Genomic DNA, 15,338 nt, shown 5'->3' on the forward strand with positions numbered 1-15,338 from the left:
TATGCTTTTTATGCCGCACTCATTTATTATTCTGCATATCCTATTGAAGCAAAAATTTTTATTCTATCAAAACTAACAGAAAAAAATGAAAAGAGGTAATTCCTCGTCGCGGCTTTTCATATACTCGTCAAAAAACGGGCAAAACCCGACAAAGAAATATATTTTACTTCGTCCAATGACAATGATCATAGGAAAAACAGCTTAATTTATCGATTATAGTGTTATTATAATAGTCAGTTAAAAATAGCCTAAACGCAGAGACGCAATGACGCAAAGTTATTATTATAAGAGAGTTGTGGTAAGTGTCAATAATTGTTTAAACAATTATTGACCAGATGTCTGTAAAAGTTTAACGGAGTGTTGTTATTTTTTTATTGGATATGAAACCATAGCAGAAAGATATCTTAATATCTAATTATCTAATATCTAAACGTCTAATTATCTGTCAATATGAGTAAGCTTGCCGTAATTGCTCTTGGTGGAAATGCCTTGTTACGAAACAATCAGGCCGGAACCATTGAAGAGCAGGAGGCCAACACCACCGAAACCCTGGAAAACTTGATTTTTCTTGTGAAAGAGGGGTATAACCTTGTCTTTACACATGGCAATGGTCCACAGGTTGGAAATATTCTGATGCGTAACGATGCCGGCGAAAAACAATATGGTATTCCTCAAATGCCGTTGGATATTTGTGTGGCCGACAGTCAGGGTGGTATCGGGTACATGATCGAACGATGTCTGATCAACGTGCTTCGCCGGCACAAACTGAACAGGAATGTGCTTACATTGATGACGCTTACCGAAGTTGATCCCAACGATGACGCGTTTCAAAATCCCACCAAACGCATCGGAAAAATCATGTCAAAGGAGGAAGCCGACCGCTTGTCGGCCGAGAAAGGCTGGACATTTAAAGAAGACAAGAAAAGTCCCGGTGGATACAGGAGGGTGGTTGCATCTCCAGTACCCAGGTCGGTTATGAATTGTGAAGTTGTTGAAAGTAATGCCAGGGCGGGAACTATTGTCATTGCCGTAGGGGGAGGAGGCATCCCTGTTTATACCGATAAGGAAGGTATGGTTCGCCCCTCGGAAGCTGTAGTGGATAAAGATCTTGCATCTTCGCTTCTGGCCACGCAGATCAAAGCAGATGATTTTTACGTGCTGACCGATGTTCCGTTTGTTTATGCTAATTTTGGGGAGTCCGATCAGGAAAAACTCGAATTTCTGAACTATGCCGATACATTGAAATACCTGGAAGCCGGCACTTTCGGAGAGGGAAGCATGGCTCCGAAAATTAAAGCCGCTCTGTCTTTCATAGAAAATGGCGGAAGACAAAGTATTATTACCGAATCAAAAAAACTGGAAGATAAATCCTACGGAACCAAGATTACTATGCATTACGATGAGAAAGATTTACATAAATACGACTGATTGTCAGATGATCAGATGTTAGAGGGTTAGATGATTAGATGTTCGTCAGGCAGAAGCTTGCCAGGCAGAAGGCAGAAGTATTAAATTTTGCAGATAAGAATTTTGCCGTTAGTACCAAAATTGGCCTGATAAGCAAAAATCCAACTCCGCAAAACAAATGATTGATATAGAGCGTTTTGTAATTTGAGTTAGATAAAAGAAGGTTAGATGATCAGAGTCCTTAGATATATTTACACAAATAATAATGCAGCCACAACTCTCTAATAATAAAAACTTTGCGTCATTGAACTTTGCGTTTAGGCAATTTTTAACTGACTATTGATGTATATATCGAATAAAAAACTATTGACTAAAAACTATTGACTAAAAACTATTGACTAAAAACTATTGACTAAAAACTAAAAACACATGGCTTTTAATTTAAAAAACAGGTCATTCCTGAAACTGCTTGATTTTTCAACCAAAGAGATTGCATTTTTACTTGACCTTGCACGGGAACTCAAAGCAGCCAAGTATGCAGGAATTGAACAGCCAAAACTAAAGGGCAAAAACATAGCCCTCATATTTGAAAAAACATCGACACGCACCCGTTGTGCCTTTGAGGTGGCAGCATACGACCAAGGGGCACATGTTACTTACCTGGGGCCGTCCGGTTCGCAGATAGGCCATAAGGAATCGATGAAAGATACGGCCAGAGTGCTGGGAAGGATGTACGACGGGATAGAATACCGGGGATTCGGTCAGGAAGTTGTTGAAGAGCTGGCCAGATATGCTGGTGTCCCGGTGTGGAACGGTCTTACAGATGAATTTCATCCGACGCAGATACTCGCCGATTTTATGACAATGCAGGAGCATTCAACCGTTCCGCTCAACCAGGTTTCGTTTGCCTACCTGGGAGATGCCCGCAACAACATGGCCAACTCATTGTTGGTAGGAGGGGCCAAAATGGGAATGGATGTACGCATAATCGGACCGGCATCCCTGCAACCGAATCCTTCACTGGTGGAACAATGTAGAAAAATAGCCACCGAAACCGGGGCTGTCATTACCATATCGGACGACGTAGAAAAAGGCGTGGCCGGATGTGATTTCCTTTATACCGATGTTTGGGTATCCATGGGCGAACCCGAGGAGGTATGGAAAGAACGTATCAATCTGCTGAAACCTTTTCAGATCAATGATCGAACCATGGAGCTCACAGGTAATCCGTCCTGCAAATTTTTACACTGTCTGCCTGCTTTTCATAACAGGGAAACAAGAGTAGGAGAGGACATCTTCAACAAGTTTGGTCTTGATGGCATGGAAGTAACCGAAGAGGTTTTCGAATCGCCGGCTTCCATCGTTTTCGACCAGGCTGAAAACCGGATGCATACCATTAAAGCCGTCATGGTAGCTACTTTGGGGCAATGATCATATTTGTTTATTTTTGAAACAAAGAAAAAGATAAAGCAATATATTATGACGGTAGGTACATATAATCGCTTCTTAAGATGGTTTGTTTATACAATTGTCGCAGCCTTTTCTACCTATTGGTTCGTTAATTTTCTGCTTTGGTATCCATGGAGTTATAATGCTGTCTTAGGCATGACCCTGATGTTTGTTGCAATTACCCCAATTTGGATTTTTACGGTATTCGACTGTTTGATAAGATATGATGGTGAAAGATTGGTATATGGAGCAGCCTATACATCACTGATTTTTGGTCTCGTTGCGGTTGTTTTGGATTATATTTTCTACGGATTAATAAGGGGAGCAATAATAGAGTTGTATCATCCTACCACTTTATATGGATATGCCTTTTTGCTTCTTTTGCCATTTATTTCCTTTATCCTCTTTCGGAAAAGGCTTAAAAACAAACAAAAAATTAGCCGTAGAGATTATGTAAAATTTCTTGTCCCGGGAATTGTGAGTTTTCTCATCATTACATCAATTATCATTTTCAATATCAAATTATCAGAAAGTACATTCAAATTCATAACCTTGATTTTTACATCTTTGGTGGTTTTTAATCTTATTCTTTTGATGGTATTGGGAAGGACTAATTACATGACAAGAGTTAATCAGGTCATCTGGCTCTCGTTATTATGTGTTGTTTTTGGAATGCTGTTCGGTAAATATGGAACAGATATGGGACTAAAGTGGTGGATTAATTATCTGGTTCCAATGTTGATGAATGCCCTGTTACCGCCTATAGTATTGAGAATGAAAAATAAACAAATTGTTCTTTATCTTTTTATGATTTTTTTATCAGCTCCATTAATACATGTTATCTTTTCTTTCTTCTTTAACTGGACTGAATACATGCCTTTTTGGGAAATTCTTTATTTAGATACCTTGATCAATGGTTGATGATTATTCCAAATTATCAAGAAATAATTAAATTTGAAGGCAAAAACGAGACAAAATGCAAATCAAAACAGATATAATACACGGTGATTGTAGAGACGTTCTGAAAAAAATACCATCCGATTCTGTTGATTTGATTTTTACATCTCCTCCCTATGCCGATCAAAGAAAAACTACTTACGGTGGGATAAAGCCTGATGAATATGTAAACTGGTTCTTACCCATTTCGAAAGAGCTTTTAAGAGTATTGAAACCTTCAGGAACCTTCGTTCTTAATATCAAAGAAAAAGTTGTCAATGGAGAAAGAAGCACCTATGTAATGGAGCTTATACTTGCTATGCGTAATCAAGGCTGGTTCTGGACAGAAGAATTTATATGGCATAAAAAAAACAGTTATCCGGGTAAATGGCCCAATCGTTTTAGGGATTCTTGGGAGAGGCTTCTTCAGTTTAATAAAAGCAGGAAGTTTGCCATGTATCAGGAAGCTGTAATGGTTCCTATGGGAGATTGGGCAAAGAGCAGGTTAAGAAAGTTGAGTGACACGGATAAACGCAGAGATGAATCAAGGGTGGGTAGTGGTTTTGGTAAAAATATTTCGAATTGGCTTGCTCGAGAAAAAGCTTATCCAACCAATGTATTGCATTTATCTACAGAATGCAGCAACAAAAAGCATAGTGCTGCCTTTCCTGAAGCACTGCCCGAATGGTTCATTAAACTATTTACCAGGCCTGGCGACACGGTTCTCGATCCATTTACGGGCTCCGGAACAACTAACTTTGTAGCACAGAGAATGAACCGTCACTCTATTGGGATTGAATTATATAAAGAATATTACGATTATATCAAAGAAAGAATTGAACCCGCAAAGTTAGTTCTGTTTGAACCCAATACTGACTATGAATCGACTGAAATTAACAGACGTAACCAAATACGTTGAGGAAAACATCGGAACATTTCATCAGAAGAGGATTGATGGATTAAAGAAATTGCAGCTAAAAAGCGTTTTGAAAAGAAAGAATCCATACCTTTTTAAAGCTAAACATCTCCTTACTGCAGAAGAAATCATCCGAAAGCTGACAGACGCATTTATTTCTTCAAATGAAGAAACTCTTTTTGGGGATTGGCTGGAAGGACTAGCCATTTTCATTAATCAAAAAGTTTATAATGGTTGGAAATCCGGAATACAAGGTATTGATCTGGAATTTGATAAGAATAATATTCGTTACATTGTTAATATTAAATCTGGTCCAAATTGGGGAAACAGTAGTCAAATCGGAAAAATGAAAAGTGATTTCAACACTGCTAAGCGTACCCTAAGAACCAGTAATTCGGGCTTAATAGTAGTCGCTGTTAACGGATGTTGCTATGGAAGAGATAATAATCCTGATAAAGGAAGCTATTTCAAATATTGTGGTCAGGATTTTTGGAGTTTTATTTCCGGGGAAGAGAATCTATATAAAGACATTGTTGAGCCGATAGGGCATAAAGCAAAAGAAAAAAATGAAATGTTTTTGGCTTCTTATGCCAAAATGATCAACAAATTCACGAAAGAATTCGCAAATGATTTTTGTGAAGATAACGGTGAGATTAACTGGGAAAAACTTGTAGAATTTAATTCAGGCAATTTTAACAATAGCCAGTTAAAAAAAGCTTAAACGCCAGAGGACGCAATGACGCAAAGTTTTTGTTATGAGAGAGTTGTGGTTTATGCCTTTAATTCAGTAAACTAATAATTATCAGCCATCTGTAAAAGTTTAACGGCATATTGATTAAAGAATGAACAAAAAAGAGTTGAAACGCTGCCAGTGGTGCGGGAACGATCCGCTCTATATTTATTATCACGACCAGGAGTGGGGCAGACCGGTTTTTGATGACCCCACATTGTTTGAATTTTTAATTTTAGAGGGATTCCAGGCCGGGTTGAGCTGGATCACCATTTTACGAAAACGGGAAAACTTCAGGAAGGCATTTGATCATTTCGACTTTAATAAAATTGCCCGTTATACCGGGAAAGATTTTGATCGGTTAATGGGTAATGAAGGGATCATCCGTAACCGTTCAAAAATCAGGGCCGCCATTTCCAATGCTCAGGCCTTTTTGAGGGTTCGCGAAGAGTTTGGCTCTTTCGGGAAGTATATCTGGGATTTTGTAGATGGCACTCCGATAATCAATAACTTTAAACGGCTTGAAGAAATACCGGCTTCGACACCGCTTTCCGATAAAATCAGTAAAGACTTGAAAAAACGTGGCTTCAAGTTTGTGGGAAGCACCATTGTGTATGCTCACATGCAGGCCACAGGTATGGTCAATGACCATGTTACGGATTGTTTCGTGCGCCAGGAAATCCTGGACGAAATGAGCTGATGAGCTAATGAGGGAATGATTGAATGCCACGCTTACCATCCAACCCTTCCTCTCTTCCGCCTTCTTACCTTATGCTCCATGCTCTATCCTCTATGCCCCATGCCCCATGCCCCATGCCCTTTGCCCCATGCTCATCACTCAACTGTCTTCGCTTCATTCCAGATTTCATCCATTTGGGCCAAAGTAAGGTCTTTGAGGTTAATTCCCTGTCTTATTGTTTTTTGCTCAAGATAATTAAAGCGTTTAATGAACTTCTGATTGGTGCGTTCGAGTGCATTTTCAGGGTTTACGCCATACAATCGAGCTGCGTTGATAAGCGAAAAGAACAGATCTCCAAATTCATCTTCTATAGAATCCTGTTTTCCGGTAAGCAATTCTTCTTTCAGTTCGAACAATTCTTCCTGTACTTTTTCCCACACCTGGTCACGGTGTTCCCAGTCGAATCCGACACCCCGTGCTTTATCCTGAATTCTGTTAGCCTTTACCATGGCTGGCAATGATTTTGGGACACCTGCCAAAACAGAACGATTTCCATTCTTTTCTTTCAACTTTAGTTGTTCCCAGTTTTGCTCTACCTCGGTGGCATCTTTTACTTTAGTTTCACCAAAAATATGCGGATGACGATAGATGAGCTTCTCAATCAACGATTCAATAACATCTCCAATTGAAAAAGTTCCTCTTTCTTCACCTATTTTAGCATAAAAAACGATATGGAGTAGCAAATCGCCCAGCTCTTTTTTTATGACTTCATCTGAGGCTTCGATAATGGCATCGGCCAGTTCATAAGTTTCTTCTATGGTAAGTGTCCGCAATGATTCATTTGTTTGTTTGCGATCCCACGGACACTTTTCTCTAAGCTCATCCATTATCTTGAGCAATCGTCCGAATGCTTCTTTTTTTTCGTTGAATTTTCATCAGTATCCGTATAAAATTTATTTATTAAGGTCGGATGGAACTCACATGCAAGAACTTATACATGTTCTTATTGTGATAAAACTTGCCATGCTTGTTTCATCTTTCATCTTATATATAAAAATCTAATGATCTATTATTGCAATTTTCGTCATGCTCGTTTCATTCATCAAATCTTCTCTTTGCGATTTTGGTGTTCCTTTAATTTTGCGTTTCTGGCATGGAATAAAAATAGACAAAACTCATAGCATCTCAAAATATTATTTAGTTTCCGTCCATAAAGTGCCATTTACTGTGTTACGCTCGTCCGAAAATTACTCATTTACGATGAGTAAACTCCGTATTTTCGGACTTCGCAAGCCTTGTAAATGACACTTTATGAACGGAAACATGATAAGTTGGAAACTTTTCCTACTTTATAGACAACCACTATTTAGTCTCTGTCCATAAAGTGCCATTTACTGTGTTACGCTCGCCGCCAAAATACTCATTTACGAAAAGTAAACTCCGTTTTTGGCGGCTTCGCAAGCCTTGCAACCCGCACTTTCTGAACAGACACACATATTGTGAAAATTTTTGTGAGTTTATAGACGCAATACTCCGTTAAACTTTTTCAATATACTGCAAACCAATTATTTGCATCTAAATGGGTTTGACTGTTAAAATGCAGTAGATCAAGGTCGTAACAATCATCTTACATCATATATCTAAAAATCTAACGATCTATTGAGACGAGCTCTATTTAGCCCATAAAGACCGAATTTCAACAAAAGACTGCAGGCTATAATCTTAACATCTTTAATGGTATAAGGGGATTGAGTCTGATAGCCAGCCAGAATTTCATTGATTGAATTGTTAATTTTTTCAAAATATGTTTTAACTTGCGCCCGAAAAACAAGTAATTTCGAGTAGAAATCAAGACCATATATGAGTGTCCCTACGTTTGATGTAATCCTTGTTTTCCTGGTTCTTGCGTTTATTCTGATTTCCCTTTACAGGGAACTGATGGGAGCGGCTTTTACCTTTTTTATTGCCGTCATGGTACTTGGCATTTTTAAAGTACTCACGCCGTCGGAAATTCTTGCAGGATTTGCCAATGAACAGATTGCTGTAATCATCATGTTGCTGCTTCTGGGCGATACCATCCGGCAAACTTCTGTTATTGAGGCCATTTTTGAGAAGGCCTTTCCACGTTCGATGAAATATAAGGGGTTTTTGGCCCGTATGATGATTTGGGTAGGCGGGTTTTCTGCATTCCTCAACAATACGCCCCTGGTGGCAGTAATGATGCCCTATGTTCACCAATGGAGCGGTCGACACAACATATCTCCCTCAAAACTACTGATTCCGCTTTCCTACGCGGCCATTCTTGGCGGATGTATCACGCTCATTGGCACTTCTACCAACCTCATTGTAAACGGGATGGTGGTTGACCAGAAGATATTTCCCGACATGGCAGCCCTGGAAATGTTTGATTTCTTCTACGTGGGATTTCCCATGCTGGTTATTGGAATGTTGTATCTCTATTTTTATTCTTATCGGTTGCTTCCCGAGCGTAAGAGTGTGATGGAAGAGTATTCTACTTCCGAACGTAAATATTTGGTGGAAGCCGAAGTGAGACGCAACAGCCATTTGGTGGGGAAGACGCTTAAAGAAACCGAAATAAGGGATATGGAGGGGCTTGTCCTCATAGAGATCATCAGGAATAACAGGATATTTCAATTGCTTTCCGATAATTTCAGGTTACAGGAAGGTGATTTGCTCAGATTTGCCGGGGAAAATAAAAATGTAGTTCGTCTTTTATCTGAAAATTGCGGACTGACTCTGCCGACCGTTGGAATGATGTCCAAACTAAAGCGGACTCAGGTTGTAGAAGTGGTTGTTTCTCATAATTCAACACTGATTACCAAAACGGTAAAAGAAGTAAATTTCAGAGGGAAATATGATGCAGCTCTTTTGGCCCTGCACCGTAACGGTGAAAGAGTTGTCGGGAAAATGGATGATGTAAAGCTAAAAGCCGGTGATGTGTTGATGCTCCTTGTAGGCGAAGCTTTTATCAGCAGGGTTGAAAGCGAACAGGATTTTTATCTGATCTCAAAAATCAGGGAGTTTAACCGCACCGAAAAATATAAGGTATATACGCTTTTGGGGGGAACGCTGCTGGCGATTCTTTTATCCGCTGTAAAACTTGTACCACTATTTATAGGCCTTTTTGTAGTCCTGATTGTTGTTTCGGCACTTAAAATTGTTTCACCCAAAGATATGCCCCGAAGCATTGATTATAACCTGGCCGTTATTATTGCTCTGTCGCTTGCCCTTGGTACAGCCATGATAAAGACCGGTGTTGCCGATATGGTCGCCGATTTGATTATTAGTGTTTTTCTTCCTTTCGGGCGGGTCACCCTCTTATTTGGTATTTATTTGATTACCACGGCTCTTGCGGCTTATATTACCAACAAAGCGGCAGTTGCTATTGTTTTTCCGATATCTTTAACTGCTGCAAAAACACTGGGACTTGACCCCGAACCTTTTGCTTTGGTGGTTTCGTTCGCTGCTGCAGCCAACTTTATTACACCAATTGGCTATCAGACCAACCTGATGGTTTACGGGCCGGGGAATTACAATTTCCGTGATTTCTTTAAGATTGGCTTTCCGCTTACCATTATCTACATGGTGGTAACCATTACGGTACTTAGTCTGATGTATTTTACCTGAAAACAAATGAGCCCGCTCCTGAAAGTCTCTTATCAGCTTCATTGAGGCATAAAGTTATTAAATCATCATTAACACAGAGTTATCCCCGGTTCAAAAAAAGGATTAAATAAATCCTGAGCCTCAATGTCGCCAGGAATTACAAGGAGCAGCTACAACAAAAATTTAATCCTTTTTCCGAAAGCACCTGATCCAGTCGATTTCCATAACGGCAGGTAAATCAGATTCTTTAGGCTCTTCGGGCAAGGTAGTACAAAAGGTGAGATACATGGGTTCTTCAGGAATATTGTGTGTTTGTCTGTAAACTTCCACACCATTAATTCTCCATACCATCTCTTTTTCACTCCAGTCAAGTGAATAAATAAAGTAATCCCGGGTGAAACGGGCTCCTTTTATCCGTTTGGTCGATTCTTTAACATTCTTTTTCGTGACGTCGGCTATTATTCCGGCCTCCAACAATCTTCCGCCAGGGTACATAGATTTAAAAACATCAACATGCGGTACCATTTTTTCGCCGACCATCCAGAAAGCATTAATGAACGGATAGGCTTTGTTAAAGCGTACTTTGGCCTCAAATCTGCCGTATTGTTGCCGAAAACTCTGGCCGGTACTGATCAAACCGGATGTATAATCAAATTCTTCTTTCCTGAACCCCCATGTGGGGTTCCAGACTTTTCCTTCAATTTGTTCTTTTCGTGTAATTATTCGAAGAACAGAATCTCTTACCTCAATGTTTCCGGCCGTATAATATTGTTTTTCTCCCTCAAGAGAATAGGTGTCGTTCATTAGAGCTTTGCCCCAGTAATAACCGGTTATCCACTTATCGGGGTCAAGCGATGCACCGTTAAAATTATCTTCGAAAGTCAGTTCCCATTTTTTTAGCTCTTCGAATGGCTTTTCTTCTTTCTTTCGAAGAAACCAGATAATATCTTTATGTTTTTTTAGATCAGCAAATTCTTTCAGAAGGGCCGCTTCATCCGATTTTTTAAAACGATGAGGGTCTTCCATGTAGGACTTAAAATCTTTAAATTCCTGAGATTCTACAGTTGCCTTGAGTTTATAATACTCTGCAATACGATCACTCTCTTCAAGTTTTTTGAATATCTTCCAGGCCTCCGATTTTTCGGTTTTTAACGCCCATCTGTTGTCTTTATTCTTTTTGAGTTTCTTGTAAGCTTTATATTTTTGATAAGCATCCGACTTTTTGAAATCAGAACCTGATTTTTCTTTGTAAAATTCGGGAGAATTCAGGTATTTCTGAAGTTCTTTAAATCTTTTAAAAGCATCCGATTCAAATATTTCCTGCATTCTCTTGCCTTTACCGCTTCTGTAAAACTTCAGATACGTCCTGATCTCCTTGTTTTTACTAAGTTCTTTAAAGCGCTTCAGTTGCTGATATTCCTGTGTGTCTTTGAATTTCTTATGCTTAAGATCGTGTACTTTTTTTTCAAAGTCGCCGGAATGTACTTTCCTGTCTAACTCCTGGTATCTTTGATACAGTGATGAATTCTCCAGTTCCTGAAACCGGGCATAGTCATTTCTTAAACGGTTCTGTTGATCTTCGTACTTCTGAGTGTTTGGAAATTTTTTACCAAATAATATACCAGCCATGGCCAATGATAGTTTTATCAAGTTTTTACTTAGGGTGTATGTTATATATTGTTAATCAGGAGCCTGTGTTTGGTAAAAATTAATAAACAGATGTTTTGATCCGGCCCGTGATTGTTAATGAAATTACTTTTTAAGCAAAACGAAGATAATATTTTGCTTTGTATTTTAAACGGTAATGTATGATTTTTATATCATTTATTAACATTTTACCGAATGAGGCTAATTCTTAAACTTGATTAAACAACGGGCAAATTCTGTCGAAATTGTATCCGATCTTTAAAAACGACTTGTTTTACAATTATTTATACTGAAAATCTGCCAGAGGGTTTCAGGATTTAACTGTTTTATCCTGAATCAGACATTATCGATTGGGAAAGAAAAAAATTTGGAAGTATGAATATGATGAGGCACCAAATTAATAAATAGTGTCTGTCCACAAAGTACCATTTGCTGTGTTACGCTTGCCGCCAAAATACTCATTTACGATGAGTAAACTCCGTTTTTTGCGGCTTCGCAAGCCTTGCAACTGGTACTTTCTGAACAGACACACATATTGTGAAAATTTTTGCGAGTTTATAGCCACACACTAAATTGAATTTGAATGAAAACCTTTCCCTGTGCTTGCTTCGTTGAGGCAAGGCAATTATGAAAGTAAAATAAAAACCGCAATCAACATAAAGCATTTGATTGCGGTTTTTTTGTGCCCAGAACAGGACTCGAACCTGCACGGCCTTTAACGGCCACCAGCCCCTCAAGCTGGCGTGTCTACCAATTCCACCATCTGGGCGTCACTCTTTTATTAATTTTCCGGTAACCCGAAGGTTTTGTTCATAAGCATTGAAAACGAAACTTCCTGAATAATCGGGATAGCCTTCTCGTCGCTCTTTCCCTGAGCGGAAAACGGGACTCGAACCCGCGACCCCGACCTTGGCAAGGTCGTGCTCTACCAACTGAGCTATTTCCGCATTTGATAATTGTCTTAAGAATCTTTACTTAACCTTGCTTATTCTCTTATTCGCAAGAATCGCTGCACCGTTTGTGACAGCGAGTGCAAAGGTAAAAAATTTTCGTTTTCCCGAAATGTTTTTTGAAAAAAAAGTATCTACCAAAGTGACGGAGTTCAAACTCTCTCATCTTTTGGAAAGTCTCCAGGAGGCTTTTACTTCATGAATATTTTGGCGGCAAGTGCAACACAGCAAATGGCATTTTATGGATAGCCAAACTAAAAAAGGGTAGTCCTTTTTCGTAATTGAACTACCCTTTCTTTAATTAATGAGGAGCCGCACCAGTTGGATTATTTAAACTCCTGACGACAGGATTTGAGTACATCCGATAATCGGGGATCCTCCGTGTCCGAAGACAACCCGAAGGTTGAGGCCTGCCCTCTTAACGGATAGTTTTACTCGGTATGTTTGTAGTGTTGAGTTTAACAATCAATAATTCTGGTGCGGCATATCTTTATTCCATTATTTTATCCGTATGTCAAGGTCTGATGTCATTTGTATGCAGGAATATACTCGTGTGACCGCTATGACAAACTTTACACCCTTACATATTCCATATAGTATAAAATTCGATTTTTAAAGCCTAATGGAACTCGCATACAAGCATTTATACATATTCTTATTGTTCATTTCATCTTAAATCTTATATCTAAGAATATGATAATCTATTGTGGCAACCTTTGCCATGCTCGTTTTATTTCAATGAACATTCTGTTACAAAAGTAGCTTAAACATCCAATGTTTGCAAGCTTAGAATGCTTTTTTAATTGCTATTTTCTCATTTAATATGAATGTTACTGAATAACAGTGAACAAAGCCTTGAGAAATGTCCTGCTATGCCAATTGCATAATCAACTAATTCTATAATCAGGCCGGACTTTGGATTTTGTGATTTCAGGGATAAGAGTAATGAACGTTGAAGAATTTGAATAATTTTGTAGTCATGATAAGAAAAGTGCCCAGGTATTCGGTTGTCGATATAGAAACTACAGGAGGTAAAGCCGGACAAGGCCGAATTACCGAAATAGCCATTTTCATAATGGAAGGAGAAAAAATTGTTGATGAATTTATATCACTTGTAAATCCCGAATCTCGCATTCCACCTTATATCAGCCGGCTCACAGGTATCACAAATAAAATGGTGGAAGATGCGCCCAAATTTTATGAAATTGCACGGCGCATTGTTGAGATAACTGAAGACACTACCTTTGTAGCCCACAATGCTTCATTCGATTACAATTTTATTAAAAAAGAATTTGAAAGTCTTGGATATGATTATGTCCGAGAGGTGATATGCACTGTGGCACTCTCCCGTAAAGTCATTCCTGGACATTCTTCTTACAGTCTCGGGCAACTGTGTAATGAACTGAATATTCCGCTTTCCAACCGGCACCGGGCAGGCGGTGATGCTCATGCCACCGCACTTCTTCTAAAGCATCTGATAGCTAAAAACGGAGGTTTTATTTATCCGAAGGAAGATTTTGATATCAAAGGTTTAAATCCGGCGCTTGATCTTAAAAAACTACGTGCACTTCCGGAGGAGCCAGGCGTATATTATTTTCATAATTCCGAAAAACGGGTCATCTATATCGGTAAAAGTCGAAATATTAAGAAAAGGATATATTCACATCTCTCAGCCAGGAATAAGCGTGCATTGAGGCTAAAAGAGAATCTGACCGATGTAAGCTATGAACTAACCGGAAGCGAACTAGTGGCATTGCTTCGCGAAGCGGATGAGATTAAGCAACAGCGCCCCCTTTTTAATAAGGCAGGTCGACATTCTCGTTTTAATTGGGGCATTTACCACTTTGTTGATCAGCGCGGTTATGAACGGTTCTTTATCGACCGGATAAAACAAAGCATCAGTCAACCCCTTGACGCATTTTCCACCAGGGAGAAAGCAATTCAAACCCTGTCTTCGTGGGTCGAAGAGTATAATCTTTGCCGCCAGTTGGCCGGGCTCGAAGATAACAAAGGCCCCTGTTTTAGCTATCAGGTAAACCAATGTAACGGAGCCTGCATAGGAAACGAAAAACCTGCTGATTATAACGCCCGTGTTTCAAAAATGCTCAAAAAACTGAGTTTTTCATCCTCAAACTTTATTGTTTTTGATAAAGGACGTCATTCCGGAGAAAAATCTTTTGTTTGGGTTGAAAAAAACGTTTTACGCGGTTATGGATGGCTGAATCAGGAGGATACCATTACACATCCTGCCCAGCTCGAAGAATATATCAGCGGAGGGACAGACAACCGAGACACACGCAAGATAGTCCGTACATGGCTCAACAATAAAAGTACAAGTCAAATTAGAATATTGAAATACTGAATTAAATAGTGTCTGTCCATAAAGTCCCATTTGCTTGTGTTACGCTTGCCGCCAAAATACTCATTTACGAAAAGTAAAATGCGTTTTGGGCGGCTTCGCAAGTCTTGCAACCGGCACTTCCTGAACAGGCACACATATGGTAAAAATCTTTTCGAGTTTATGGACAAGCACTAATTAGGGCTTGCTGAATAAAAATTAAATAATTAATAATAAATTGCTTACATCGCATAGTTCCATTTAAGGGGCAAGGTTTTTCATGCAATTCTTTAAAATGTTTGCACCTGTAAATCAATAGATCGTGAGATTTTTAGATATAAGATGTAAGATGATTTTTTCAACATTAATATACTGCATTTTAATAAACAAACCTTTTTAGATACAAGCAATTGAATTACAGCGTATTGCAAAATTTAACGGAGTATTGTGTAAATGTTAATTGTGGTTCTACCACGAATTTAATGGCAACTTGCAATTTGTTTATATGTAGTTAAAATATAGTTTAACGTAGTTTATATGTTGTATTTTTTTTCAACAATATTTCAACCACATTTATAACTATATTTCAACAAATATTAACCACTAAAATAAGGGTAGTACCTTAATTGTCAACATTTCACTATTCAAAAGAATGTCGT

10 protein-coding genes and 2 tRNA genes are annotated in these 15,338 nt (G+C 38.9%); 8 read left to right on the forward strand and 4 right to left on the reverse strand.

Annotation, left to right across the window (positions count from 1 at the left end; translation table 11 throughout):
• Nucleotides 1-450: 450 nt before the first annotated feature.
• From OQ5_RS0114615 to OQ5_RS0114645, 6 genes are all read left to right on the forward strand, one after another.
• On the forward strand, nt 451-1,428 hold the full coding sequence (locus tag OQ5_RS0114615; protein ID WP_016778198.1) for a carbamate kinase: 978 nt from the start codon (nt 451-453) through the stop codon (nt 1,426-1,428).
• A gap of 408 nt (nt 1,429-1,836) precedes the next feature.
• A complete protein-coding gene (locus OQ5_RS0114625) occupies nt 1,837-2,838 on the forward strand; it encodes an ornithine carbamoyltransferase (RefSeq protein WP_016778200.1) in 1,002 nt (333 codons plus the stop codon).
• 48 nt (nt 2,839-2,886) lie between these two features.
• On the forward strand, nt 2,887-3,777 hold the full coding sequence (locus OQ5_RS0114630) for a hypothetical protein (RefSeq protein WP_016778201.1): 891 nt from the start codon (nt 2,887-2,889) through the stop codon (nt 3,775-3,777).
• 55 nt (nt 3,778-3,832) lie between these two features.
• A complete protein-coding gene (locus OQ5_RS0114635; RefSeq protein ID WP_016778202.1) occupies nt 3,833-4,711 on the forward strand; it encodes a DNA-methyltransferase in 879 nt (292 codons plus the stop codon).
• Complete coding sequence (locus OQ5_RS0114640) at nt 4,671-5,429, forward strand: PmeII family type II restriction endonuclease (RefSeq protein ID WP_016778203.1); 759 nt, start codon at nt 4,671-4,673, stop codon at nt 5,427-5,429. Before OQ5_RS0114635 ends, OQ5_RS0114640 begins: the two co-directional genes overlap by 41 nt.
• 121 nt (nt 5,430-5,550) lie before the next feature.
• Nucleotides 5,551-6,138 (forward strand): DNA-3-methyladenine glycosylase I, encoded by a 588-nt coding sequence (locus OQ5_RS0114645; RefSeq protein WP_016778204.1) that lies wholly within the window; start codon nt 5,551-5,553, stop codon nt 6,136-6,138.
• Between the two features lie 134 nt (nt 6,139-6,272).
• On the opposite strand, the gene mazG is transcribed toward OQ5_RS0114645, so the two are convergent.
• Entirely contained in the window at nt 6,273-7,016 is a 744-nt protein-coding gene (mazG, locus tag OQ5_RS21250) for a nucleoside triphosphate pyrophosphohydrolase (RefSeq protein ID WP_255297567.1), read from the reverse strand.
• A 961-nt stretch (nt 7,017-7,977) separates the two neighbouring features.
• Between mazG and OQ5_RS0114655 the strand changes: the two genes are divergently transcribed.
• On the forward strand, nt 7,978-9,765 hold the full coding sequence (locus OQ5_RS0114655) for an SLC13 family permease (RefSeq protein ID WP_016778206.1): 1,788 nt from the start codon (nt 7,978-7,980) through the stop codon (nt 9,763-9,765).
• 162 nt (nt 9,766-9,927) lie between these two features.
• Here the strand turns inward: OQ5_RS0114655 and OQ5_RS0114660 are convergent, their stop codons facing one another.
• The 3 genes from OQ5_RS0114660 to OQ5_RS0114675 all read right to left on the reverse strand — a co-directional run bounded on the left by OQ5_RS0114660 (nt 9,928) and on the right by OQ5_RS0114675 (nt 12,338).
• Complete coding sequence (locus OQ5_RS0114660) at nt 9,928-11,373, reverse strand: glycoside hydrolase family 16 protein (RefSeq protein WP_016778207.1); 1,446 nt, start codon at nt 11,371-11,373, stop codon at nt 9,928-9,930.
• Between the two features lie 701 nt (nt 11,374-12,074).
• Nucleotides 12,075-12,160: transfer RNA gene (locus OQ5_RS0114670), tRNA-Leu, on the reverse strand.
• Between the two features lie 105 nt (nt 12,161-12,265).
• Nucleotides 12,266-12,338: transfer RNA gene (locus OQ5_RS0114675), tRNA-Gly, on the reverse strand.
• 982 nt (nt 12,339-13,320) lie between these two features.
• Here OQ5_RS0114675 and OQ5_RS0114685 point away from each other — a divergent pair.
• Nucleotides 13,321-14,703 carry an exonuclease domain-containing protein gene (locus OQ5_RS0114685; protein ID WP_016778210.1) on the forward strand — a complete coding sequence of 461 codons (1,383 nt, stop codon included), beginning with the start codon at nt 13,321-13,323 and terminating at the stop codon, nt 14,701-14,703.
• Nucleotides 14,704-15,338: the final 635 nt, after the last annotated feature.

The sequence above is a fragment of the Anaerophaga thermohalophila str. Valhall genome (assembly GCF_000250735.1).
GTDB classification, from domain to species: domain Bacteria; phylum Bacteroidota; class Bacteroidia; order Bacteroidales; family Marinilabiliaceae; genus Anaerophaga; species Anaerophaga thermohalophila_A.

Coding starts and splice junctions, on each gene's coding strand:
- OQ5_RS0114615 (WP_016778198.1), top strand. CDS start 451: ATGAGTAAGCTTGCCGTAATTGCTCTTGGTGGAAATGCCTTGTTACGA.
- OQ5_RS0114625 (WP_016778200.1), top strand. CDS start 1,837: ATGGCTTTTAATTTAAAAAACAGGTCATTCCTGAAACTGCTTGATTTT.
- OQ5_RS0114630 (WP_016778201.1), top strand. CDS start 2,887: ATGACGGTAGGTACATATAATCGCTTCTTAAGATGGTTTGTTTATACA.
- OQ5_RS0114635 (WP_016778202.1), top strand. CDS start 3,833: ATGCAAATCAAAACAGATATAATACACGGTGATTGTAGAGACGTTCTG.
- OQ5_RS0114640 (WP_016778203.1), top strand. CDS start 4,671: ATGAATCGACTGAAATTAACAGACGTAACCAAATACGTTGAGGAAAAC.
- OQ5_RS0114645 (WP_016778204.1), top strand. CDS start 5,551: ATGAACAAAAAAGAGTTGAAACGCTGCCAGTGGTGCGGGAACGATCCG.
- OQ5_RS0114655 (WP_016778206.1), top strand. CDS start 7,978: ATGAGTGTCCCTACGTTTGATGTAATCCTTGTTTTCCTGGTTCTTGCG.
- OQ5_RS0114660 (WP_016778207.1), bottom strand. CDS start 11,373: ATGGCTGGTATATTATTTGGTAAAAAATTTCCAAACACTCAGAAGTAC.
- OQ5_RS0114685 (WP_016778210.1), top strand. CDS start 13,321: ATGATAAGAAAAGTGCCCAGGTATTCGGTTGTCGATATAGAAACTACA.